22 protein-coding genes are annotated in these 21,574 nt (G+C 69.5%); 7 read left to right on the forward strand and 15 right to left on the reverse strand.

The features are described from left to right. Positions 1-38: 38 nt before the first annotated feature. From NWE53_RS25945 to mutL, 3 genes are all read left to right on the forward strand, one after another. Complete coding sequence (locus NWE53_RS25945) at positions 39-1,334, forward strand: M16 family metallopeptidase (protein WP_265052173.1); 1,296 nt, start codon at positions 39-41, stop codon at positions 1,332-1,334. 36 nt (positions 1,335-1,370) lie between these two features. After that, positions 1,371-2,696: a glucose-6-phosphate isomerase gene (locus tag NWE53_RS25950; RefSeq protein ID WP_265052174.1), complete on the forward strand. Its 1,326-nt coding sequence runs from the start codon at positions 1,371-1,373 to the stop codon at positions 2,694-2,696. Between the two features lie 174 nt (positions 2,697-2,870). Continuing rightward, positions 2,871-4,676 (forward strand): DNA mismatch repair endonuclease MutL, encoded by a 1,806-nt coding sequence (gene mutL / locus NWE53_RS25955; RefSeq protein ID WP_265052175.1) that lies wholly within the window; start codon positions 2,871-2,873, stop codon positions 4,674-4,676. A 46-nt stretch (positions 4,677-4,722) separates the two neighbouring features. Here mutL and NWE53_RS25960 read toward each other — a convergent pair whose 3' ends face one another. The 4 genes from NWE53_RS25960 to NWE53_RS25975 all read right to left on the reverse strand — a co-directional run bounded on the left by NWE53_RS25960 (position 4,723) and on the right by NWE53_RS25975 (position 8,148). After that, on the reverse strand, positions 4,723-5,079 hold the full coding sequence (locus tag NWE53_RS25960) for a DUF2019 domain-containing protein (protein WP_320109539.1): 357 nt from the start codon (positions 5,077-5,079) through the stop codon (positions 4,723-4,725). Positions 5,080-5,093: 14 nt separating this feature from the next. Further along, positions 5,094-5,741, reverse strand: coding sequence for a hypothetical protein (locus tag NWE53_RS25965; protein ID WP_265052176.1), 648 nt, complete (start codon positions 5,739-5,741; stop codon positions 5,094-5,096). Between the two features lie 166 nt (positions 5,742-5,907). Continuing rightward, positions 5,908-6,468, reverse strand: a complete 561-nt coding sequence (gene rsmD, locus NWE53_RS25970) for a 16S rRNA (guanine(966)-N(2))-methyltransferase RsmD (protein WP_265052177.1) — start codon at positions 6,466-6,468, stop codon at positions 5,908-5,910. A 3-nt stretch (positions 6,469-6,471) separates the two neighbouring features. Then, on the reverse strand, positions 6,472-8,148 hold the full coding sequence (locus NWE53_RS25975) for a pseudouridine synthase (RefSeq protein ID WP_265055030.1): 1,677 nt from the start codon (positions 8,146-8,148) through the stop codon (positions 6,472-6,474). Positions 8,149-8,960: 812 nt separating this feature from the next. Here NWE53_RS25975 and NWE53_RS25980 point away from each other — a divergent pair. Continuing rightward, complete coding sequence (locus tag NWE53_RS25980; RefSeq protein ID WP_265052178.1) at positions 8,961-9,425, forward strand: nucleoside deaminase; 465 nt, start codon at positions 8,961-8,963, stop codon at positions 9,423-9,425. 3 nt (positions 9,426-9,428) lie between these two features. Here NWE53_RS25980 and NWE53_RS25985 read toward each other — a convergent pair whose 3' ends face one another. Both NWE53_RS25985 and NWE53_RS25990 read right to left on the reverse strand, forming a co-directional pair. Continuing rightward, positions 9,429-9,680 (reverse strand): hypothetical protein, encoded by a 252-nt coding sequence (locus NWE53_RS25985; RefSeq protein WP_265052179.1) that lies wholly within the window; start codon positions 9,678-9,680, stop codon positions 9,429-9,431. Between the two features lie 102 nt (positions 9,681-9,782). Beyond that, positions 9,783-10,526, reverse strand: a complete 744-nt coding sequence (locus NWE53_RS25990; RefSeq protein ID WP_265052180.1) for a sulfite exporter TauE/SafE family protein — start codon at positions 10,524-10,526, stop codon at positions 9,783-9,785. On the opposite strand from NWE53_RS25990, the gene NWE53_RS25995 reads away from it, so the two are divergent. Continuing rightward, positions 10,525-11,379: an ArsR/SmtB family transcription factor gene (locus NWE53_RS25995; RefSeq protein WP_265052181.1), complete on the forward strand. Its 855-nt coding sequence runs from the start codon at positions 10,525-10,527 to the stop codon at positions 11,377-11,379. The two genes, NWE53_RS25990 and NWE53_RS25995, sit on opposite strands and share 2 nt — an antisense overlap. Here the strand turns inward: NWE53_RS25995 and NWE53_RS26000 are convergent. Genes NWE53_RS26000 through purD form a run of 3 tightly spaced genes read right to left on the reverse strand, consistent with a single transcriptional unit; the run spans position 11,339 to position 14,463 of the window. Further along, a complete protein-coding gene (locus NWE53_RS26000; RefSeq protein ID WP_265052182.1) occupies positions 11,339-12,214 on the reverse strand; it encodes a patatin-like phospholipase family protein in 876 nt (291 codons plus the stop codon). The genes NWE53_RS25995 and NWE53_RS26000 overlap by 41 nt on opposite strands. Before the next feature lie 23 nt (positions 12,215-12,237). Next, positions 12,238-13,176 carry an alpha/beta fold hydrolase gene (locus tag NWE53_RS26005; protein WP_265052183.1) on the reverse strand — a complete coding sequence of 313 codons (939 nt, stop codon included), beginning with the start codon at positions 13,174-13,176 and terminating at the stop codon, positions 12,238-12,240. A gap of 9 nt (positions 13,177-13,185) precedes the next feature. Beyond that, positions 13,186-14,463, reverse strand: a complete 1,278-nt coding sequence (purD, locus tag NWE53_RS26010) for a phosphoribosylamine--glycine ligase (RefSeq protein WP_265052184.1) — start codon at positions 14,461-14,463, stop codon at positions 13,186-13,188. A gap of 93 nt (positions 14,464-14,556) precedes the next feature. Here purD and xseA point away from each other — a divergent pair, with 93 nt between their 5' ends. Continuing rightward, positions 14,557-16,149 carry an exodeoxyribonuclease VII large subunit gene (gene xseA / locus NWE53_RS26015; RefSeq protein WP_265052185.1) on the forward strand — a complete coding sequence of 531 codons (1,593 nt, stop codon included), beginning with the start codon at positions 14,557-14,559 and terminating at the stop codon, positions 16,147-16,149. Between the two features lie 3 nt (positions 16,150-16,152). Here the strand turns inward: xseA and NWE53_RS26020 are convergent, their stop codons facing one another. Then, entirely contained in the window at positions 16,153-16,965 is an 813-nt protein-coding gene (locus NWE53_RS26020; protein WP_265052186.1) for a dienelactone hydrolase family protein, read from the reverse strand. Between the two features lie 110 nt (positions 16,966-17,075). On the opposite strand from NWE53_RS26020, the gene NWE53_RS26025 reads away from it, so the two are divergent. Beyond that, positions 17,076-17,297, forward strand: a complete 222-nt coding sequence (locus NWE53_RS26025; protein WP_265052187.1) for a DUF2093 domain-containing protein — start codon at positions 17,076-17,078, stop codon at positions 17,295-17,297. Here the strand turns inward: NWE53_RS26025 and lpxK are convergent. The 5 genes from lpxK to NWE53_RS26050 all read right to left on the reverse strand — a co-directional run bounded on the left by lpxK (position 17,274) and on the right by NWE53_RS26050 (position 21,504). Beyond that, complete coding sequence (lpxK, locus tag NWE53_RS26030) at positions 17,274-18,287, reverse strand: tetraacyldisaccharide 4'-kinase (protein ID WP_265052188.1); 1,014 nt, start codon at positions 18,285-18,287, stop codon at positions 17,274-17,276. The two genes, NWE53_RS26025 and lpxK, sit on opposite strands and share 24 nt — an antisense overlap. Further along, entirely contained in the window at positions 18,287-19,591 is a 1,305-nt protein-coding gene (locus NWE53_RS26035; RefSeq protein ID WP_265052189.1) for a 3-deoxy-D-manno-octulosonic acid transferase, read from the reverse strand. The genes lpxK and NWE53_RS26035 overlap by 1 nt, the downstream gene beginning before the upstream one ends. Continuing rightward, complete coding sequence (locus NWE53_RS26040; RefSeq protein WP_265052190.1) at positions 19,588-20,325, reverse strand: lysophospholipid acyltransferase family protein; 738 nt, start codon at positions 20,323-20,325, stop codon at positions 19,588-19,590. The genes NWE53_RS26035 and NWE53_RS26040 overlap by 4 nt, the downstream gene beginning before the upstream one ends. A 28-nt stretch (positions 20,326-20,353) precedes the next feature. Then, positions 20,354-20,596, reverse strand: a complete 243-nt coding sequence (locus NWE53_RS26045; RefSeq protein WP_265052191.1) for a DUF4170 domain-containing protein — start codon at positions 20,594-20,596, stop codon at positions 20,354-20,356. 89 nt (positions 20,597-20,685) lie between these two features. Continuing rightward, on the reverse strand, positions 20,686-21,504 hold the full coding sequence (locus NWE53_RS26050) for a 3'(2'),5'-bisphosphate nucleotidase CysQ (RefSeq protein WP_265055031.1): 819 nt from the start codon (positions 21,502-21,504) through the stop codon (positions 20,686-20,688). Between the last annotated feature and the right edge of the window lie 70 nt (positions 21,505-21,574).

Raw genomic sequence — 21,574 nt, forward strand, 5'->3', positions numbered from 1 at the left:
GAACGGGCGGGCTTCAGGGCCCGCCGACAGGAAGCGACATGAACGCGCCGATTCCGACCCCCAAGCTCAATACCGCCGGCCCCGCCATCGCGGTCCAGACCGTCCGCTCGCCCGGCGGCATCGAGGCCTGGCTCGTCGAAGACCATAGCCTGCCGTTGATCGCGGTCGATTTCGCCTTCGACGGCGGCGCCAGCCGGGATCCGGAGAACGCGACCGGTAGTGCCTATCTGATCTCGGGACTCCTCGACGAGGGTGCCGGCAATCTCGACGCCGAAGCCTTCCAGGGCCGGCTGGCGGACCACGCGATCAGCCTCGGCTTCGAGGCCCGCCGGGATGATTTCCACGGTCATCTGCAGACCCTGGCGGGCCACCGCGACACCGCCTTCGAACTGCTGGCGCTGGCGCTCAACCAGCCGCGTTTCGATGCGGACGCCGTTGCCCGCGTCCGGGCGCAGATCATCGCCGGTCTGCAGCGCCAGGCACAGAATCCCGAAGTGATGTGCCGCAACGCACTCTTCGCCGCGGCCTTCCCGGGCCATGCCTACGGCCGGCCGGAGAAAGGCGATGTCGACAGCGTCTCGAAACTGGAAGCCCCGGCGCTCAGGGTGCTGACGCCGGACCTGCTCGATCGCGGCGGGCTCAAGGTCGTCGTGGTCGGCGACATCACGGCTGCCGAGCTCGCCGGGCGCCTCGACCTGCTGTTCGGCGGCTTGCCGGCCGGGGAAGCGCGTCCGCGCCCTTCCGAGCCGCTGCCGATCCAGGGCCTCGGCCAGACACATGTCATCGATCTCGACGTGCCGCAGACCGTCCTGCGCTTCGTGGGACCGGGGCTGATGTGGCACGACCCCGACTTCATCCCCGCGAGCGTGCTCAACCACATCCTCGGCGGCTCCGCCTTCACCTCGCGCCTCTTCATGGAAGTGCGCGAGAAGCGCGGCCTCGCCTATGGCGTCTCCTCCAGCATGATGCCGCTGCGCGAGAGCGCCATGCTGGTCGGCGGCACGGCCACCCGCAACGACCGCGCCGCAGAGTCGATGAAGGTGATCCGCGAGGAGATGATGAAGCTCGCCAGCGAGGGCCCGACCGAACATGAGGTCGAGGAAGCCAAGCGCTACATCATCGGCTCCTACCCGCTGCGCTTCGACACCTCCCCGAAGATCGCCGGCGAATTGCTGCATCTCGCCTTGCGCGGCGACACGCCCGATTTCCTCGCCCGGCGCAATGGCCTCTTCGCTGCCGTGACGCTGGCCGACGTCAAGCGCGTCGCGCAGCGCCTGTTCGGCAATCCCGACCTGCTCGTCCAGGCGGTTGGCAAGCCGGTCGGGCTGGTCTGAAATAGCCCTGTCTTCCTGTCGATACGGATAGTGCCCATGCTTCAGCAAAGCTTCGATCTCGCGCTCGAATCCAAGGTCGGCAAAGGGGGCATTCCCGATGCGGCCTTCGAAAAGGCGCTGGGGGATCTCAAGCCTGCGCTGGCGAAGCTGCAGGGGCAGGCCAGGGATGGCTCGCTTCCGCTGCTGAAGCTGCCGAGCGACACGGCCGATCTCGGCCCCGTGAAGGCTGCCGCCGAGCGCTTGAAGCAGGGCGGCACCACCGATGTGCTCGTGCTCGGCACCGGCGGCTCCAGCCTGGGCGGCCAGACTCTCGCGCAACTCACCGGCTACGGCATCCCCGGCCTCTCCCAGTTCACCTCCGGCCCGCGCGTCCACTTCATCGACAATCTCGACCCGGCGACATATGCGGCGCTGCTCGCCAGGCTGCCGCTCAAGACGACAAAGTTCGTCGCGATCTCGAAATCGGGCGGCACCGGCGAGACCCTTCTGCAGTCGATCGCTGCGATCGAGGCGCTGCGGGGCGCGCATCTCGACGACAAGCAGATCGGTGATCACTTCCAGGGGCTTTCCGAGCCGGCCAAAGCCGGCAAGCTGCACCCGCTGCGCGCGCTGCTGGAACCCTATGGCACGCCCTTCCTCGAGCACCACACCGATGTCGGCGGCCGCTATTCGGTATTGACCAATTGCGGCCTGCTGCCGGCCGCCGTGCTCGGCCTCGACATCGAGGCGCTGCGGCTTGGCGCGGCAAGGGCGGTGGCGCCGCTGCTGGCCGGCAAGGATGTCCGCGAGACGCCCTCGGCGGTCGGAGCCGCGCTTCACCTCGCCGCCATGCGCTCCGGCAAGAACATCGCCGTGCTCATGCCCTATGCCGACAAGCTGGCGCTGCTCACCCGCTGGTGGATGCAGCTCTGGGCCGAGAGCCTCGGCAAGGACGGGCAGGGCACGCAGCCGGTCGGCGCGCTCGGCCCCGTCGACCAGCATTCGCAGCAGCAACTCTATCTCGCCGGGCCGAAGGACAAGTTCTTCACGGTCTTGACCACGAACGTGAAGGGCAAGGGTCCGAAGATCGACGCAGCCCTGGCGGAGAAGATCGGGCAGGCCGATTTCGCCGGCAAGACGATCGGCGATCTGGTGGCGGCGCAGGGCATCGCCATGATCGACACCTTCGCCAAGAATGGCTGCGCGGTCCGCCGCTTCCATGTCGAGCGGATCGACGAGACCAGCCATGGCGAGGTGCTGATGCATTTCATGCTGGAGACGATCCTGACCGGCTACGCCATGGGTGTGGATCCCTTCGACCAGCCCGCGGTGGAGGAGGCGAAGCTCCTCGCCAAGAGCTATCTTGCCGAGGGGCGCAGCTGAGCGAATCGGCTGGCCGCATTGTCATTCCGGGGCAGGCCGAAGGCCTGAGCCCGGAACCCATAACCGCAGGTCCGACATGGTTCCCTCGACCGCAGCAGCCCCTGTCGGCAAGCTCCGGTGTTCATGGATTCCGGGCTCTTCGCTGACGCGAAGCCCCGGAATGACGGCGAGTCCATGACCGTCCGCCGCCTCGATCCCGTCCTGGTCGACCGCATCGCCGCCGGCGAGGTGATCGAGCGCCCGGCAGCGGCCGTGAAGGAACTGGTCGAGAACGCGATCGATGCCGGCGCGCGCGCGATCGCCGTCACCATCGCGGGCGGCGGGCGCGAGCTGATCCGCGTCGTCGACGACGGCGCCGGCATGACGCCGGAAGACCTCGAACTCGCGGTCGAGCGCCACGCCACCTCGAAGCTGCCCGAGGGGGACCTCTTCGCGATTCGCTCGCTCGGCTTCCGCGGCGAGGCGCTGCCCTCCATCGGCTCGGTGGCGCGGCTTTCGATCGCGACCCGCCGGCGCGAGGCGCCGCAAGGGCACGGCCTCGTCGTCGAGGCCGGCGAGAAGGGCGTGGTCCGCCCCGTTGCCGCCGCGCCCGGCACGCGGATCGAGGTCAGCGACCTCTTCATCTTCACCCCGGCGCGCCTCAAATTCCTGAAGAGCGACCGCGCCGAGGCGCAGGCCGTTTCCGAGATGCTGCGGCGCCTCGCCATCGCCCATCCCGAGATCCGCTTTTCGCTCGAAGGCGAGCATGTCAGCGCCTTCGACTGGGCGGCCGAGCCGCTCGGCGAGGAAGGGCTTCTGCGCCGCCTCGGCCGCGCGCTCGGCCGGGACTTCCCCGAGAATGCGCTGAAGATCGATGCCGAGCGCGAAGGCTTCCGCATCAGCGGTTTCGCTGGCCTGCCGACCTTCCATCGCGGCACCTCGGCCGGCGTGCATCTCGCGGTCAACGGCCGCCCGGTGCGCGACAAGCTGCTGCTCTCGGCCGTGCGCGGAGCCTATGCCGACGTCGTCCCTTCCGACCGGCATCCGGTGCTCTTCGTCGATGTCGGCTGCGATCCGCGCTCGGTCGACGTCAACGTCCATCCGGCCAAGAGCGAGGTGCGCTTCCGCGATCCGGCGCTGGTGCGCGGCCTCGTCGTCTCCGGCCTGAAGGCGGCGCTCGCCGCCGCCGGCCACCGCGCCACCACGACCGGTGGCGCGCGCACGCTCGATGCCTTCCGCGCCGTTTTCTCGATGGGCGGCAGCGGCAACGCCATCCCGCGTCCCGCTTTTCCGGAGACGCCGGGCTGGAGTGCCGCAGCGTCGGCCTCGTACTCACCGCCGCAATCCGGCTTCTCCGATTTCGCCGCGCCTTCCGCCGATGCCCGCGCGCATCTCGCCGAGCCGTCAGCCGACGCGCTCGACCGGCCGCTCGGCGCCCCGCGCGCCCAGCTCCACGAAACCTATATCGTCGCCCAGACCCGCGAGGGTGTCGTCATCGTCGACCAGCACGCCGCCCATGAGCGGCTGGTCTATGAGCGGCTGAAAGCCGAGCGTGCCCGCTCCGGCATCGCCCGCCAGCCCTTGTTGCTGCCCGAGGTGGTCGAACTCGACCCCGTCGATGCCGACCGGCTGGTCGCTGCCGGGAGCGAGCTTGAAAGCCTCGGCCTCGTCATCGAAGCCTTCGGCCCGGGCGCGGTGCTGGTGCGCGAGGCGCCGGCCCAGCTCGCCGGCGGCAATCTCCAGCGCCTCGTCCGCGATGTCGCCGATGCGCTGGCCGAGCATGGCACGGCCGGCTCCTTGGAGCGCCGGCTCGACCATGTGCTGGCGACGATGGCCTGCCACAACTCGGTCCGCGCCGGCCGCCGGATGCGCCCCGAGGAAATGGACGCGCTGCTGCGCGAGATGGAGATCACGCCGAATTCCGGCCAGTGCAATCACGGCCGCCCGACCTATGTCGAGCTGAAGCTCAGCGATATCGAGCGGCTGTTCGGGCGGCGGTGAGGGAACGATGACGGCGCCGGCGGATGGGGGCCCGGCGCGACTGCGATCAACTCGGTCGATAGAAACCGGAATCGAGATTGTCCAGCGTCATGCCGGCATCGCCGGCTTGTGGAAACCATTGCTCGTCGACGATGGCCTGAAGTTCGCGTCGCGCAGCGACGTAGTCGACCGCGAGATTGGCATGCGCAGCCGTCAGGCGGACTTGCATGTTGGGGTGACCAAAGAGTTCCATGAGGACGCGCCTCTGATCTCCACGACGGGATTTGAGTTCAGTTGCCAGAGCCCATGTTTTCAAGATTAGGCGATTGGCTCGTGCGTTTTCGTTACGCTCGATCGCATCGTATTGCTCGATGCAGAGCTGTTCAAAAAGTCGCACGATCTCGGCGTTCGACAGGGACTTCAAATCTCGTTGCCGCATCATTTGAGCACCTTAAACTGCCGCAAGGCTTGATGACCGATCCGCACATGCTCCGACCAGTCTCTGCCTCGAAGATAGTCGCGTGGCGTCTGCATGCCGAGCTTCCAGTTTCGCCTACCATACCACCCGCTGATCTCGTGGTGCTTGTATCGCGGGATACTGACCACATTCTCGACGCTATCGATCATGGAGCGCGAAAAGTCCTGGTTCAACCGCGTGTGCTGTTCGACGATATGGTGGTCGTCATAGCCCGGTCGCTGCTGACCGACATGCTGCTGCAACTCGTCGAGCGACTTCGGCTCGTCCTGATAGGAGCGGATCGAGGGATACTCCGTATAGAGCCAGTGCCCCACTTCGATCGCTGTAATGACGACGCCGACCGGACCTGCTCGGCGCAGAGCCTGAAGCGCGATCGCTTTGGCCAGCGCCTTTGCGGCCTGTGTCTTTGAAGGCTGGCCCCTCGCTGTATCCTTGGGCAGGTCGAGCGCCGGGCCGCCATTGTCGCCGATGCCGGGCTGCCGGCTTTGGCCGGAGCCCTCGCCGCCACCCCATTGGCCGCCCTCGGGGCTGCCCGCCGGAACACGCGGTTGATCCGGATTGAAGCCGCCCTTCTCGATCAGCGCCTGCAGGCGGGCGAGGGCACGCATCATGCGATCGCCGGCGAGCCGGCAAGCAACGGCATGGTGGCGGGCAGCGTGCCCGCAAGGTTCGATGGATCGTAGGGTGGGCATCCGGCGCTGGGTCTCCGCGGCGGATGCGGAGACTAAGCGCGAAACAGCGGGTGGGGATAAGTTCGCTGGCGCCGCCGTGGCTCTATGAGGCCCGCAGCACCATCACCTGCGTCTCGCCATAACCCCGCCGCTCCAGCTCCTCGAAGCCCTCGGGCAGGACGATCTCGGCATCCGCCGCCTCTTCCAGCACGATCAGCGCCTCCGGCTCCAGCCAGCCGCCTTCGCGGGCCGAGACCAGAGCCTTTTCGCCCAGCCCCTTGCGGTAGGGCGGGTCGCAGAAGACGAGGCCGAAGGGGGTCATGCCGGTGATCGGGCCGAGCTTGGTCGCGTCGCGCCGGAAGATGCGGCTGAAGCCGGCGATGCCCAGCGCCATCTGGTTCTCGCGGATGATGCCGCGGGCCTCCGTCCCGTCATCGACGAGCAGGGCGAAGCCGGCGCCGCGCGACAGCGCCTCGAAGCCGAGAGCTCCCGTGCCGGCGAAGAGATCGAGCACGCGAGCGCCCTCGATCGCATCGCCATAGGCATGGGCGAGCACGTTGAACAGGGATTCGCGCAGGCGGTCCGAGGTCGGCCGGATGCTGCCGATCCCCGGTTTCGGGCCGGCCAGTGGCCGGCCGCCCAGGCGTCCGCCGACGATCCGCATCGCTTAGCCGCGGTTACCGCCACTGCCAGGGCGCGGACCTCTGCCACCGCCGCCGGGGCGCGGGCCCTTGCCACCACCAGGCCGCCCGCCGCCCGGCTTGCCGCCGAAGGGGCGTCCGCCGCCGGCCGGCCGCTCGGAGGAGCGGGCGCCGAAGCTCTTGCCGCCGAAGCCTTTGCCGCCGCCCGGCTTGTCGCCGAAGCTGCGGCCACGCGGCCGGTCATCAGAAGGTCGCTCGGAGGAACGGGCGCCGAAGCTCTTGCCGCCGCCGAAGCTTCTGCCGCCACCGGGCTTGTCATCGAAGCTGCGGCTGCGGGGGCGATCCTCGGCCGGCCGCTCGCTGAAGCGGCGGGCAGGGCGCTCGGCTCCGTCGCGAGGGGCGCGGTCGGGGCGGTCCCCGCGCGGCGCGCGATCCTGCCAGGGCCGCTCATCGGCGCGGTCTCGCGCTCCGGCGTCCTCGCGCGGGCGTCGCGCCGGTCTCTCGCCGCCGCTCGGGCGGTCGAAGGAGCGCGGAGGCCGAGCCTCGGCGCTGCCCCGTTCCTGGCGCGGCTTGCGATCGGGCCTGCGCTTGCTCTCGCGCGGTGCCTCCGGCTCCGCGCGCGCGGGGGCGGCGACACGCTCGACCAGCACGCGCCGGCCCTTGGGATCGGCGATGGCCTTGTCGCGCCGGCGCGCGACGCCGCCGCTCTCCTCGCGGCTCTGGCGTTCCAGCTTGGGGTCGGCGCCACGGCGCGGCGGTGCCTTCCGCTCGCGCTGCGGCTCGGTCTCGGCATCGCGCCAGACCGTGCGGGTCCACGGCTTGTCGCCGCGTAAGGGCGCGCGGGCCGGTTCGCCATCGCGTCCCGTTTCGTCGCGGCGGCGCCGCGGGCGGTCGTCGCCCGCCGGAGCCGGGCGCGGCGCGGCGGGCAGTGCGTCGCGGCGCGGCGATTCGAAGTCGGCGCCGGCCTGGGCGGCGAGCTCGGTGCCGAGCTGGTCCTGCAGCACGCGCGAGCGGATCTCGTCGGCCTCTCCCTCGGGCAGGTCGCCGAGTTGGAAGGGGCCGAAGGAGATGCGGATCAGCCGGTTCACCGTCAGCCCGAGATGCTCGAGCACCGTCTTGACCTCGCGGTTCTTGCCCTCGCGCAGATCGACCGTCAGCCAGGTGTTGAAGCCCTGCTGGCGCTCGAAGCGGGCGGTCACCGGCCCGTAATGGATGCCGTCGATGGTGACGCCGTCCTTCACCGTGTCGAGCACGTCCTGCGTCACCTCGCCGAAGGCGCGCACGCGGTAGCGCCTGAGCCAGCCAGTCTCCGGCAGCTCCAGCACCCGCGCCAGCCCGCCGTCGTTGGTCAGAAGCAGCAGGCCCTCGGTGTTGATGTCGAGCCGGCCGATGGTCAGCACGCGCGGCAGGTCCTCCGGCAGCGCGTCGAAGACGGTCGGCCGGCCTTCCGGGTCGAAATTGGTCGTCACCACGCCGCGGGGCTTATGGTAGAGCCACAGCCGCGTGCGCTCGCGCGCCGGCAAGGGCTCGCCGTCGACCAGCACGATATCGGTCGGCTTCACGTCGAGGGCCGGGCTTTCCAGCACCGTGCCGTTCACGCTGACGCGGCCTTCCGCGATCATCGCCTCGCTGTCGCGGCGCGAGGCGACACCGGCGCGCGCCATCACCTTGGCGATCCGCTCCGGCTCCTCCGCCGTGATCAGCTTGCGCTCGGGTGCGGCGTCGTGCGAACGGCGCGGCCGCTCGTCATGGCCTCCGCCACCTTCGAAGCGCGGCGTGCGCGGCCGCGAAAAACGCTTCTCGCCGTCGCGACCCTCGCCGCGCGGCGGCCGGTCGGCGCCGCCCTGCGCCCTGTCGCGAGACGGGAAGGGGCGATCGCCCGCTCCTGCCGGGCGCCGGGGCCGCTCATCGCCCGAACGCTCGCGGAAACTGCGGCCCTCGCCTTCCGGCTTGAAGCGGGCGGGCCTTTCACCGTCGAAGCGGCGCGGACGCGGGGCTTCGCCCTCGCTGCCGGCCGGTCGCTCGAAACGGCGGGCCGGGCGCTCGTCGCCGGCCGAATGGCCGCGGAACGGTTTGCGCTCGCCATCGCGGGCGGGGCGCCCGTCGCTGGCGGAGTGAGCCCGAAACGGCTTGCGTTCGCCGTCACGCGCCGGCCCACGGCTTTCCCCGCCGGAACGGCCGCCGAAGCCCTTGCCGCCGAAGCCCTTGCCGGGGCCACGGCCGCCGGCGCCACCGCCCTTGTGGGGGCCGCGGCCTCTGTTGTTGCTGTCGTCTTTCATGGTTGCTCCTGAGCCGGCCGAGCACAACCGCTTTGCGGAGAGGCCTGGCTCGCTTATTCGCTAGAGCGCGCGCCGATCAGCTTGCGACGCAATCTGATCGGATAACGCGTTCTCTATCAATATCTGAGAGACGGATTCACCGATCAGGTTGATCCAACCTGATCGGATCCGGCTCTATGACCGGCGCTTGTAGCAGAGGCTTTTCCTCGCTGCGAGCGCCAAAGCAGGGGTTGATGATGCCGCAGCCGAAACCGTCTCCCGCGCCAGACGCGATGGCGCTCGCCTTCGACGAGGCGAAAGCGGCCGCCCTGCGCGGCGAGGTGCCGGTCGGCGCGGTGGTAGTGCGCGACGGCGCGGTCCTCGCCCGCGCCGGCAATCGTACGCTGGAATTGAAGGATCCGACCGCCCATGCCGAGATGCTGGCGCTGCGTCTTGCCTGCGAAGCGATCGGCAGCGAGCGTCTGATCGGCTGCGATCTCTACGTCACGCTCGAGCCTTGCCCGATGTGCGCCGCCGCGATTTCCTTCGCCCGGATCAGGCGGCTCTATTTCGGCGCGGGCGATCCGAAGGGTGGCGCGGTCGAGAACGGCGTCAGGCTCTATGAGAGCCCGACCTGCCACCATGTGCCGGAAATCTATGGCGGGCTGCGCGAGACCGATGCCGCGGCGCTGCTCCGGGATTTCTTCCGCGAGCGGCGTTGAGCCTCAGGTATCCGACGAGGTGATGCCGAACTTCTGCGCGAGCTGCGTGCGGTCCATGCAGGAGACGTCGTAGGTCACCTGCCGGCCCTTGAACTCGGGGCGCCTGCCGAATTCCTTGGTCATCGTGCCGATGATGTCGTCGACCCGCGCTTCGCAAGCCTGGGCGGTGGTGAACTCCATCTCGCTGATCCGCGCGGTCGTGCACTGGGGCTCCCCGGCGACGCAGGCCATGACGACCATGGTGAAGGCATCCATGCAGGCGCTCCTGTTGCTGCCCGCCGAGGCTGCGCCCGTATGGTTAGGGCGGCGTTAACGGCCGGCGAGGTGGTCCAGGGTGCTTAAGCAAGATGCGCGCCGTCAGGCAAGACCGCGCCAGCAGAGATAGGCGCCGAGCGCCAGCAGGCCGGCGAAGAAGCAGATCTTGAAGGTCGCGGGCGAGATGCGGCTGCGGATGAACTGGCCCGCGCCCATGCCTGCCAGTGCGGGCACAAGAGCCAGCAGCGATTGCCAGGCGACGGTGCCATTGAGCGCGCCGGCGCCGATCAATCCGAGGGAGAGCGCCAGCGTCGAGACGATGAAGGAGATGCCGAGCGCCTGCACCAGCTCGTCCTTGTCGAAACCGAGTGCCTGCAGATAGGGCACGGCCGGCAGCACGAAGACGCCGGTCGCGGCGGTGACGACGCCGGTCGCAACGCCGATGACGGGGCCGAGCCAGCCTTCCCAGGCCGGCGGCACGCGCAGCTTCGCCGCCTTCAGCCCGACAAGCGCATAGAGCACCAAAGCCAGACCGAGCCAGAGCGTCGCGGAGCCGTCCTTCTGCTGCTGCAACAGGCCCGCGCCGGCCCAGGTGCCCAAGCAGATGGTTGCGAGCATCGGCCAGAGCCGCCGCAGCGTCGCGCCGAGCTTCGGGCCAGTCGCGATCTGCCAGCCATTGGTGACGAGGTTGGGTACGACCAGCAGCGCCGCAGCTTGGGCCGGGGCCATGACCACGCCGAGAATGCCGACCGCGATGGTCGGCAAGCCCAGCCCGATCACGCCCTTGACGAAGCCGGCGAGCACGAAGGTCGCGGTGACGAAGAGGAGGAGAGTCGTGTTGTCCATGTCCCGCTTGTGGCATTGGGGGCGGCGGCTGTCGCGGGCCGATGCTACGGCCGGCGCCGTAGCGTTCCCGCTTGCGGTGGTGGCGGGTTGGCGCATCATGCGGCCCATGAACACGCAAGGTCCCTACCTCGCCGAGATCGCCCATCTGATGGGCGATCCTGCCCGCGCCAACATGCTGCACACGCTGATGGACGGCCGTGCGCTCACGGCCAAGGAACTCGCCTGGATAGCCGGCGTCGCGCCGCAGACTGCGAGCGGCCATCTCGCCAAGCTGATGCAGGGCAGCCTGATCGACGTCGCCGTGCAGGGGCGCCACCGCTATTACAGGCTGGCCGGGCCGGAAGTTGCAGCGGCGCTCGAAGGCCTGATGGTGCTCGCCAATCTGGACGGGACGAGCCGGCGCCTGCCGTCGCGCGTCGGCGCCGAATTGAGCCAGGCCCGCACCTGCTACGACCATTTCGCCGGCCGGCTCGGCATCGGCATCCACGACGCGCTGATGACGGGCGACCATCTCTCTGCCAGCGAAGGCGGCTATGCGCTGACCAATTCGGGGAAAGCCATCTTCGTCGCGCTCGGGGTCGATCCCGAAGCAAGCGCCAGGAGCCGCCGCGCCGCCTTGCGTCCCTGTCTCGACTGGAGCGAGCGGCGGCCGCATCTTGCCGGACATCTCGCAGCGGCGCTGGCCTGCCGCTGCTTCGAGATGGAGTGGGTGCGTCGTCGCAAGGACAGCCGCGCCGTCAGCCTGACGGAAGACGGCCGCACCGTGCTCGAAGCGGCGCTTCCCGGTTTCCGCTGCGATGCGCCGGAAACCGTCAGCCCGCCGCTGCGAGAGCGCGCGCCAGCGCTCGCTTGACCTCGTCCTTGATCGGCTCGGCCGCCGCGAGGATCGCCTTGGCCTTGAAGAAGTCGAGCCCGCCGATGCGATCGGCGCCCGCCCGGATCAGGATATCGGGCGGCCGGCGCTCGACCATGCTCTGGACCAGCGTCCGGGTCAGGATCTGCGATGCCCCGACGATCGCCTCCATGGCGCCGGGAATGCGCGTGTCGCTCGTTGCCGTTGTGGGTGCGCTGACATCGACAGCGATGACGATGCGGCCGGGCGCCAGCAGGCCTTGATAGGGCAGGGGGTCGATGGCGCCGCCGTCGATCAGCACGCGCCCGCCGAGCGCGACCGGCCGCACCAGTCCGGGGATGGCGAGCGAGGCCGCGACGGCCGGCGTCAGCGGCCCCTCGTCGAGCAGCACCTCGGCATGGCGATGGTAGTCGGCCGCGACGGCGGTGAAGGGGATCGCCAGCTCCTCGAAGCGATCCGGCACCGCCTCCGGCCAGAACAGGTCCAGCAGCCGCTCGCCGTCGATCAGCACGGGGTTGCCAAGCCCGCGCACGAGGTCGGTGAGCTTGCCGACGCGGGCGTCGAGCAGCTTTGCGATCACGCGGGCCCGGTCGCGGAAGCTCTGCAGCGCATGCTCGCGCAGGTCACGGCCGGAGAGGCCGGCGGCATAGGCCGCGCCGATGATGGCGCCGATCGAGCAGCCGGCGATCTGCGACGGCTTGAGCCCAAGTTCGTCGAAGGCCTCCAGCACCGCGATATGGCTGAGGCCTCGCGCACCGCCGGCACCCAGCACGAGCGCGATTTCCGGCGCGCGACCGGTTCCTTGTGAGGAGATGGCGGTACGGGAGCCCGGCATGCCTTCCGTTCCCGTCCTCTGCCTCAAGCCACCGCCCGAGCCAGGAAGGGCTTCAGCGCCGCCAGCGTCGCCTCCGGATTTTCCTCGGGCAGGAAATGCCCGTTGTCGATCGCCTGTCCCTCGGCCTGCGGTGCGAAGCTCTGGTGCCACGTCTCGAGCGGGCTCGCGCCCTTGGCCGGGATGCCAGCCTCGCCCCAGAGCACCAGCGTCGGGCAGAGGATGCGCTTGCCTTCGGCGAGATCGGCCTTGTCATGCTCGATGTCGGTGGTGGCGCCCGCCCGGTAATCCTCGCAGGCCGCATGGATGCGCGTGGGATCGTTGAAGGATTCGGCGTAGGATCGCATCGCCAGCGGGTCGAACAGGTCGAGGTTCTTTGCCCGGCTCCAGCTTGCGATGGTGTGGTCGAGCCAGCCGACCGGATCGGCCTTGATCAGGTTCTCCGGCACCGGCTCGGGCTGCGCCAGGAAGGTCCAGTGATAGACCTGCATCGCGCGCGCGGCGTCCATGCCCTCCCACATCGAGACGGTCGGCAGGATATCGAGGAGCACGAGTTTCTCGACGCGGCCGGGATGGTCGAGGGCCAGCCGGTAGGCGACGCGCGCGCCGCGGTCATGGCCGATCACGCCGAAGCGCAGATGACCGAGCGCCTGCATCACCGCGACGATGTCCTCGCCCATGCCGCGCTTGGTGTAGGTCGCCTTGCCTCCGTCGCCATGCGGCGCCGCCGACCAGCCATAGCCGCGCAGGTCTGGGCAGACGACGGTGTGGGTCTTGGCCAGTTCCGGCGCGAGCCTGTGCCATTCGGCATGGGTCTGCGGGAAGCCATGGATCAGCACCAGCGGCGGCCCTTCGCCGCCGACGCGGGCGAAGATCTTGCCGATCGGCCCGTCGATCCAGTGTGCCTTGAAGCCGGGGAAGAGCGTGTCGATGTTCGCCATGGCCGGGAGCATAGACCCGGTCATGGCGAGCTGTCAGCCTTGCTCGCGCTTCACCGCCTGCCAGCCGATGTCGCGACGGCAGAAACCCTCCGGCCAGTCGATCCGGTCGACCGCCTCATAGGCCCGCACCTGCGCCTCCCGCACGCTCTTGCCGAGACCGACGACGTTGAGCACGCGCCCGCCATTGGCGGTGAGTTCGCCTTCCTTCAGCTTGGTGCCGGCATGGAAGACGAGGACGTCGTCCAGCGCTTCGGCCTTCTCGACGCCACGGATAACGCTGCCGGTTTCGGGCTTCGCCGGGTAGCCCCTGGCCGCGAGCACGACGGTCAGCGCCGCCTCGTCGCGCCAGCGCAGATCGACGCTGGCGAGCACGCCGTCGCAGGACGCGAGCAGGGCCGGCACGATGTCGCTCTTGAGGCGCGGCATCAGCACCTCGCATTCGGGGTCGCCGAAGCGGACATTGTATTCGATCAGCTTGGGGCCTTGCGCCGTGATCATCAGCCCGGCGAAGAGCACGCCCTGGAACGGCGTGCCGCGCTTGGCCATTCCGGCGAGGGTCGGCCTGATGATCTCGGCCATGACGCGCTCTTCCATGGCGGGCGTCATCACGGGGGCGGGCGAATAGGCGCCCATGCCGCCGGTGTTGGGGCCGGTGTCGCCATCGCCGACGCGCTTGTGGTCCTGCGCCGAGGCCAGCGCCAGCGCATGCGTGCCGTCGCAGAGGGCGAAGAAGCTGGCCTCCTCGCCGATCATCCATTCCTCGACCACCACCTCGGCGCCGGCCTCGCCGAGCCCGCCGGCGAACATCATGTCGATGGCCTCATTCGCCTCGTCCAGCGTCTCGGCCATGATCACGCCCTTGCCTGCGGCGAGCCCGTCGGCCTTGATCACGATCGGCGCGCCCTGAGCGGCGACATAGGCCTTGGCGGAAGACGCATCGCCGAAGCGCCCGAAGGCGGCGGTCGGGATCGCGAATTCGGCGCAGAGCTCCTTGGTGAAGCCCTTCGAGCCTTCGAGCTGCGCCGCCGCCTTCGACGGGCCGAAGACCTTGATCCCGGCCTGGCGGAGATCGTCGGCGATGCCATCGACAAGCGGCCCTTCAGGCCCGACGACGACGAGGTCGATGCCCTGCAACCGGCAGAAGGCGATCACCGCATTGTGGTCGGCGACATCGACCGCGACGTTCTCGCCGCATTGCGCCGTGCCGGGATTGCCGGGCGCGATGAACAGCAGGTCGCAGAGCGGCGATGCCGATATCGCCCAGGCGAGCGCATGCTCCCGCCCGCCCGATCCGATCAGAAGAATTTTCATGGCGCCATCTCCGCTCCGTCACGGGCGCAATAGCGGTCGATCGCTGCGGCGGCAACGCTTCTGCTGTGCGGGCAGGGCCGTTATGGTCCGGTCATGAACACCGAATCGCCCCTGCCGACCGGCAATGCCCCGGAATGGTCCGTCTCGGACCTCTCCGGCGCGCTGAAGCGCACCATCGAGGATAATTTCGGCTTCGTGCGCGTGCGCGGCGAGATTTCGGGCTATCGCGGCCCGGTCGCTTCCGGCCATGTCTATTTCTCGCTGAAGGACACCAACGCCAAGATCGATGCGGTGATCTGGAAGGGCGTCTTCGGCCGGCTGAAGACGCGGCCGCAGGAGGGGCTGGAGGTCATCGCCACCGGCAAGATCACCACCTTCGCCGGCAAGTCGAGCTACCAGATCGTCATCGATTCGTTGGAGCTGGCCGGCGCCGGCGCGCTGATGGCGCTGCTGGAGGAGCGGCGCAAGCGCTTGGCGGCCGAGGGACTCTTCGCCGAGGAGCGCAAGCAGCTCATCCCCTATCTGCCCTCCGTCATCGGCGTCGTGACCTCGCCGACCGGCGCCGTCATCCGCGACATCCTGCACCGGCTGGAGGATCGCTTCCCCCGCCATGTCCTGGTCTGGCCGGTGAGGGTGCAGGGCGAGACCAGCGCGGCCGAGGTCGCCAACGCCATCGCCGGTTTCAACGCGCTGGCGCAGGGCGGACGCATCCCGAGACCGGACGTCATCATCGTCGCGCGCGGCGGCGGCTCGCTCGAAGACCTGATGAGCTTCAACGAGGAGGTCGTGGTGCGCGCCGCCGCAACCTCCGGCATCCCGCTCGTCTCGGCTGTCGGCCACGAGACCGACTGGACCCTGATCGACCACGCTGCCGATCTGCGCGCGCCGACGCCGACCGGCGCGGCCGAGAAGGTCGTGCCGGTCCGCGCCGAGCTGATGAGCTTCGTGGCGGACCTGTCGCGGCGCCACGCCGGGGCGATGCTTCGCCTCTCCGACCGCCGCCGCAGCGACCTGAGGGCGCTGGCTCGCGCCCTTCCCGGGCCGGAAGCGGTGCTGTCCGGCCCGCGTCAGCGACTCGATCTCGCCGGGACACGGCTGGCTCCGGCGCTGGCGCGCAACGCCCGCGCTCATGAGCAGGCGCTGCAGGGCCTGTCGCGCCGGCTGGAGGCGCGTTCGCCCCGTGTGGCGCTTGCCAAATTGAGGGCCGAACTGGCGGGCTTTGCGCGCGTCCTCGCCAACGCCAGAACGAACGCATTGGAGAAGGAGCGCACCCGCATCGCCCATGCCCGCGATCGTCTGGCGACACTCGATGCGCGCGCCCGCAACGCCTTCGGTCAGAGCCTGATTCAGCGTCGCGACCGTGGTGCCGCACTGGCCGAGCGGGCCGAGCGCGCCTTCGGGCAGAGCCTGCATCGGCGCGGCGATCGTCTCACCTCGTTATGGACGCTCATCCGCTCGCTCGGCCCCGAAACCGTGCTGGCGCGTGGATACGCGCTGATCCGCGACGAGGCCGGCGCGCTGGTGCGCAGTGTCGGTGAAGCGCTTCCGGGCCGGGCGCTGACGGTGCAGCTTGGCGATGGCAGCTTCGGCGTCACCGTTGCCGGAGGCGAGCCCGGCGGGCCGAAGCCGGCGCCGCGCCCGCTGCGCAAGGGTCCGGCCCCGGCAGGGCAGGGCGATCTGTTCTGAAGCTCAGGGTGCGTTGAGAAAGGTGTTGACGCGCTTCAGCGCATCCTCGCGCGCGGCCATGTTGGTGCCGACCGTGACCTTGCCTGTGCCGCTGGCGGAATAGGCGATGTTGTCGCGCTCCCTCACCTCGAGGCGCGGATGGTCGAAATCATGCAGGACGCCGGGATAGAGCACGAGGCCGACCTGCTCGCCGCGCGCCTGCGCTGCCTTGGCGAGGTAGCCGCAGGGCGCTGCCGGCGTCCAGTCGTCGGCATCCCCCATCAGGATCAGCAGCGGCAGGCGGGCCGAGAAGCTCGGCGATTCCGATTGCACGCGGCAGGCTGGATAGAACGCGATGGCGCGCTTGAAATCCGGCCGCCCGTCGGTTGGAAGCCGGTCCTTGCGGATCGCGGCCAGAACCGTCGAGCCGCCGCCCGACCAGCCGAGCAGGGAGATCATGCCGGGCCGGATATCGCTGCGGTGCTGCAGCCAGTTCCGCGCAGCGGCGGCGTCGCTCACGCGCTCGCGCCCGGCGCGCACGGTCAGGTCCTTGACGCCGCATTGCGAGCCGAGCCCGCGCGAACCGTAGCTGTCCGGCATCAGCACGGCGAAACCGGCAGCAGCGAGCCGCTCGCCCCAGTCCATATGCCGCACCGACAATTTGCCTTGCTCGCGCCACAGACCGCCGCAACCATGCAGCGCGACCACGGCTGGAAAAGGCCCCGGTCCGGCTGGGCGGTAGAAGACGCCTTCGAGATGCCCGTCGTCCAGCGGAAGCGAGACGCGCTCGTAGCCGGCGGCCAGGGCGGCCGGGGCTCCAAGCAGTAAAAGGCTCATCAGACACGCGGCAAGGCGCTTGAGACTGGACATCACCGACCAGAAGATTATCACAAGCTCTGGAGTATTCCGGTTTTCCGTTTCCCGATCAATGATTTGATACGAATTTGATGAACATCAGCGAGCGTCTTCCTCCGAGCGGGCCCGAGGCGGTCCTCGATTACGGCCCCGGCGAGTTCCGCGTGATGAAGCCCGGCGCCTTCGTGCGTTGCGCCGTGACGTCCGTGCCGATCCGCCTGGAGGAGCTGCGCTACTGGTCCATCGAATGGCAGGAGGCTTACGCCTCGCCGGAAGCGGTCCTGCTCAGGCTACGCCGGGCCGGGCGCGCCTGACGCGGCAGCGAGCAGGCTTTCGACACGGTCCGGTTCTGCGAAGACGAGCTTGACGGGCACCACGACGATCCGATCGATCTCCGTCTCCGGCCAGAGCGCCGCGAGCTTGGTCCAGTCCTTTTCCGTGGTGGCGATCAGCGCGTCGCGCCTTTTCGCCTCGGTCGTGACTTGGGCGATATCGCCTTCCGTATAGGCATGGTGATCGCCAAAGGAGCGCTCGGCGACAATGAGGGCGCCGGCTTCCCGCAGCGTGACGGCGAACTTCTCCGGCCGGCCGATTCCCGAAAGCGCCAGGACGTCTCGCCCCCTCAGCCGCTCGGTCGCTGTGCCCAGCGGTTCCAGCCGGGCAGCAATAACTGGCCGGCCGTGGGACCGGGCGGCGGCCGCAACCTGCCGGCCGGCCTCGCCCTCGCCGATGACGATCACGGCGTCGGCCTCATCGATCTGATCCGCGAGCGGCGCCCGCAGTGGACCGGCCGGCAGGCAGAGCCCGTTGCCGGCGCCTGAAAGCCCATCGACCACCGCCAGCCTGAGGCGCTTCGTGAGCGAGGGGTTCTGCAAGCCGTCGTCCATGACGATCACGCTGGCGCCGAGCCCATGGGCCAGCCGCGCGCCGGCAACCCGATCGCGGGCGATGACGGTGCGGGCATGGCGCGCCATCAGCATCGGCTCGTCGCCGACATCGGCGGCGGCATGATGGTCGGGATCGACCTCGACGGGGCCAGCCAGCCGGCCGCCATAGCCGCGCATCAGCACGAACGGCGTCTCGCCGCGCCGGTTCAGCAGCTCCGCGATGGCGATCGTCGTCGGCGTCTTGCCAGCGCCGCCGGCGACGAAGTTGCCGACGCAGATGATCGGGATCGGGAGATCGGCGCCGGTCCGTCGCATGCGCCGCAGCGTGATCGCGCCATAAAGCCAACCGAGCGGCCAGAGCAGCCAGGCGGGGAGCGTCGGCTTCGGCAGCCACCAGAAGCGTGGCGCGCTGAGCATCAGGAGGTGGGGTCGCGCTGCCCGAGCGCCACGCGCATCAGCAGCGGCTCGATGGCATGGAGCGTGCGGTTGAGCGCGCCGCCGAGCTGAGTCGCCGTCTGCGCCGCCGCCCGCGCTGCCTGCCGCGCGCTTGCCGGGTCGCTCAGCCAGCGATGCACGGCACCCGCCAGGGCCTGCGCATCGGCGACGGAGCGCGAGCCGCCATCCTGGTCGAAGGCCCCGAAGATCTCGGCATTGTTGTGGACGTAGGGGCCGTGCAGCAGCGCGCAGCCGAGCTTGGCCGGCTCGATCGGGTTGTGCCCGCCGATGCCTTCGACCAGCGAGCCGCCGAGGAAGGCGACCTGCGACAGCCGGTAGAACAGCCCGAGTTCGTTGACGGTGTCGGCGACATAGAGCTCGACATCGCGCTCCGGGTTCTCACCGGTGGCCCGGCGCGACATGGCGACGCCGTTGGCCTGCGCCAGCGCCTCGATATCGGGGCCGCGCTGCGGATGGCGCGGCGCGATGATGGTCAGGAGCTTCGGCAGATAGGGCTTGATCGCGAGATGGGCAGCGAGCACGAGTTCGTCCTCGCCCGGATGCGTGCTGGCGGCGATCCAGACCGGGCGCCCGGTCGTCATGCCGTCGAGGATCCCGAGCATGTTCGGCTCGGCGGGCGGGGCCGGCACATCGAATTTGAGGTTGCCGGCGACGCTGACGCGTGGCGCACCGAGCTGGGCGAGCCGCTCCGCATCGCCCTGCGACTGCGCGAGGCACGCCTCGAAGCAGGAGAGCAGGAAGCGCGAGGTCCTCGGCATCTTGTACCAGCGCGCGAAGGAGCGCTCGGACATCCGCCCGTTGACCATGACAACCGGGATCGTGCGGCGCTGCGCCTCGATCAGCAGATTGGGCCAGATCTCGGATTCGCAGATCAGGCAGAGCTCGGGCCGCCAGTAATCGAGGAAGCGGCGCATGTAGCGGGGCACGTCGAGCGGCAGGTACTGGTGGATCACGCCCGCGGGCAGCCGCGCCGCCAGGAGCTTGGCGGAAGTGACGGTGCCGGACGTCACCAGCACGCCGAGGCCGCGCTTCTGCAGCTTGGCGATCAGCGGCAGCAGCGTCACCGTCTCGCCGACGCTGGCGCCATGCAGCCAGACGACGGGCTTGTTCGGCCGCTTGACCCCCGCATGGCCGCGGCGTTCGGGCAGGCGCTCCGGATCCTCCTTGCCGCGCCGCCGGCGCCACAGCAGCAGCCCGGCCGCGGCCGGTTCAAGCAGGGCCGTGGCGTAGCGATAGCTCCTGAGGATCGCGCCCTTGCCGCTCATGCCGGCGCCCCGGCCGGCTGCTGCCGCTCACGCAGGCCTGCGCCCGGATCGCGGCTGCCGACGATCGCATAGGCCCGCGCATGGACGTCGTCGAGGCTCGCCTGCAGGGCGAGGCGGGCTGCTTCCTGCGTCGCCTCGTCGGCATCGCGCGCGACCAGGATCGGTTCGCCGACGACGATCGCGCCGCGTCCGAAGGGCAGGCCGATCGAGGCGCGGTCCCAGCTGTTGAAATCGATGCGGCGGCTGGTGACGACCGCGACGGCGCGGATCGGCCGGCCGGAAGCGCGCGCGAGAGCGATGATGCCGGGGCCGGCGATGCGGGCTCGCTTGGGGATATCGGCGGTCAGCACCATCGTGTCGCCCGCCGCCAGACGGCGCACCATCGCCAGGAAGGCGCTGGCGCCGCCCTTTTCGCGCACCTTCTTGCCCAGCGCGCCGGAGCCGCGGATCGCGCCGATCCCCAGTTCGCGCAGCGCCACGGCGTTGAAGCCGCCATCGCCATGGCGGGAGACCAGCGAGCAGGCCGGCATCCAGTCCGGCCGGGCGAAGGGGATCATGATGTGCTGGCCGTGCCACATCGCGAAGATGACGGGCAGCTCCGGCCGGACATCGTCATAGATGTCCGCCGGTTCGAAGACGATCTTGTTGGTGCGCTGCACGAGGCGCAGATAGCCGGCCAGCAATCGGCCGAGCGTTTCCTGCGCCGCGCGCGTCTTGAGGAGGGAAAACCCCATCTGCGTGTCGTCGAGATCCTGTGCCGGTTCAGGCCTTGGTTGCTTCGGGGTCGAGAAGGCGGTGCAGATGCACGACGAAATAGCGCGTCTGCGCCTGGTCGACCGTTTGCTGGGCCTTGGCCTTCCAGGCCATGTGGGCGCTGGCATAATTCGGGAAGATCCCGACGATGTCGAGCTTCGCCAGATCCTTGAAGGTGACGCCTTCCAGCGAGGCGAGCTCGCCGCCGAAGACGAGATGGAGAAGCTGCTTCTGATCTGGTTCCGCGCTCATCAGTGTCTCCTGCAGGGCTCTGGCGCCCCCCATAAGCCATCCGCGCTGCGCATGCGAGCGGGCCGGGTGGCAAGCCTTCAAAAAAAGCCTCAGACGGACTGCGTCTGTCCGTCGCGCAGCCGCCCGACTGCATGCAGAAGCGGGGCGGCGAGCGCGCCATTGCTGGCAATCAGCATGCCATGCACGGGAGTGGGGCGGTTATAGGCGACAGCCCCTCCTGTGGCGTCGCTGAGCCGCCCGCCGGCCTCGCTCAACACGAGATCGGCCGCTGCGAGGTCCCAGTCGCGTGCATCGGACGAGATCAGCCCGGCGTCGATCGTGCCGTCGGCGATGCGCGTCAGCCTGAGCGCGAGCGAGGGGATCTTGGCGGCTGCCTCGAACTGCTCGAACTGCGCCAGCGCGTCCAGCATCGGCTTGGGGCCGGCGATCCTTGCGCCGGCAAGGCTACCGGCCGGCGAGGTCTGGATGGTGTCGCCGCTGCGCTTCGCGCCGCCGCCCCGCAGTGCCGTATAAGTCGCGTCGCAGGCTGGGGCGTGGACGATGCCGAGCACCGGCTCGCCGGCGTCCAGCAGCGCGACACAGACGGCCCAGTCGGGCGAGCCGCTCATGAAGGCGCGCGTGCCGTCGATGGGATCGACGACCCAGACGAAGCGGTGCGACAGGCGCAGGGCGTCGTCGACCGTCTCCTCGGAGAGCCAGGCAGCTTCCGGCAACAGGGCCGACAGGCGAACGCGCAGGAAGGTGTCGACGCCGATATCGGCCTCCGTCACCGGCGAGCCGCCACTCTTGGACCATGTGCGTGCCGCCGTCTGCGCGCCCGGGCGGAAGAGATCCAGTGCGAGGGCCCCGGCTTCCAGGCAGCTTTCGCAGGCTGCCTTCATCAGCTCGCCCGCGATCGGTAGCGTCATTGCACTCATGCCCTTCGTATCGGTCGCGAAAGTTGCGGTTTCAAGCCGAAAATGCGGGCGGGTTGCGAAA

This window comes from Bosea sp. NBC_00550 (genome assembly GCF_026020075.1).
Lineage (GTDB): Bacteria > Pseudomonadota > Alphaproteobacteria > Rhizobiales > Beijerinckiaceae > Allobosea.

Coding starts and splice junctions, on each gene's coding strand:
- NWE53_RS25945 (WP_265052173.1), top strand. CDS start 39: ATGAACGCGCCGATTCCGACCCCCAAGCTCAATACCGCCGGCCCCGCC.
- NWE53_RS25950 (WP_265052174.1), top strand. CDS start 1,371: ATGCTTCAGCAAAGCTTCGATCTCGCGCTCGAATCCAAGGTCGGCAAA.
- mutL (WP_265052175.1), top strand. CDS start 2,871: ATGACCGTCCGCCGCCTCGATCCCGTCCTGGTCGACCGCATCGCCGCC.
- NWE53_RS25965 (WP_265052176.1), bottom strand. CDS start 5,741: ATGCGTGCCCTCGCCCGCCTGCAGGCGCTGATCGAGAAGGGCGGCTTC.
- rsmD (WP_265052177.1), bottom strand. CDS start 6,468: ATGCGGATCGTCGGCGGACGCCTGGGCGGCCGGCCACTGGCCGGCCCG.
- NWE53_RS25980 (WP_265052178.1), top strand. CDS start 8,961: ATGCCGCAGCCGAAACCGTCTCCCGCGCCAGACGCGATGGCGCTCGCC.
- NWE53_RS25985 (WP_265052179.1), bottom strand. CDS start 9,680: ATGGATGCCTTCACCATGGTCGTCATGGCCTGCGTCGCCGGGGAGCCC.
- NWE53_RS25995 (WP_265052181.1), top strand. CDS start 10,525: ATGTCCCGCTTGTGGCATTGGGGGCGGCGGCTGTCGCGGGCCGATGCT.
- NWE53_RS25990 (WP_265052180.1), bottom strand. CDS start 10,526: ATGGACAACACGACTCTCCTCCTCTTCGTCACCGCGACCTTCGTGCTC.
- NWE53_RS26000 (WP_265052182.1), bottom strand. CDS start 12,214: ATGCCGGGCTCCCGTACCGCCATCTCCTCACAAGGAACCGGTCGCGCG.
- NWE53_RS26005 (WP_265052183.1), bottom strand. CDS start 13,176: ATGACCGGGTCTATGCTCCCGGCCATGGCGAACATCGACACGCTCTTC.
- purD (WP_265052184.1), bottom strand. CDS start 14,463: ATGAAAATTCTTCTGATCGGATCGGGCGGGCGGGAGCATGCGCTCGCC.
- xseA (WP_265052185.1), top strand. CDS start 14,557: ATGAACACCGAATCGCCCCTGCCGACCGGCAATGCCCCGGAATGGTCC.
- NWE53_RS26020 (WP_265052186.1), bottom strand. CDS start 16,965: ATGAGCCTTTTACTGCTTGGAGCCCCGGCCGCCCTGGCCGCCGGCTAC.
- NWE53_RS26025 (WP_265052187.1), top strand. CDS start 17,076: ATGAACATCAGCGAGCGTCTTCCTCCGAGCGGGCCCGAGGCGGTCCTC.
- lpxK (WP_265052188.1), bottom strand. CDS start 18,287: ATGCTCAGCGCGCCACGCTTCTGGTGGCTGCCGAAGCCGACGCTCCCC.
- NWE53_RS26035 (WP_265052189.1), bottom strand. CDS start 19,591: ATGAGCGGCAAGGGCGCGATCCTCAGGAGCTATCGCTACGCCACGGCC.
- NWE53_RS26040 (WP_265052190.1), bottom strand. CDS start 20,325: ATGGGGTTTTCCCTCCTCAAGACGCGCGCGGCGCAGGAAACGCTCGGC.
- NWE53_RS26045 (WP_265052191.1), bottom strand. CDS start 20,596: ATGAGCGCGGAACCAGATCAGAAGCAGCTTCTCCATCTCGTCTTCGGC.
- NWE53_RS26050 (WP_265055031.1), bottom strand. CDS start 21,504: ATGACGCTACCGATCGCGGGCGAGCTGATGAAGGCAGCCTGCGAAAGC.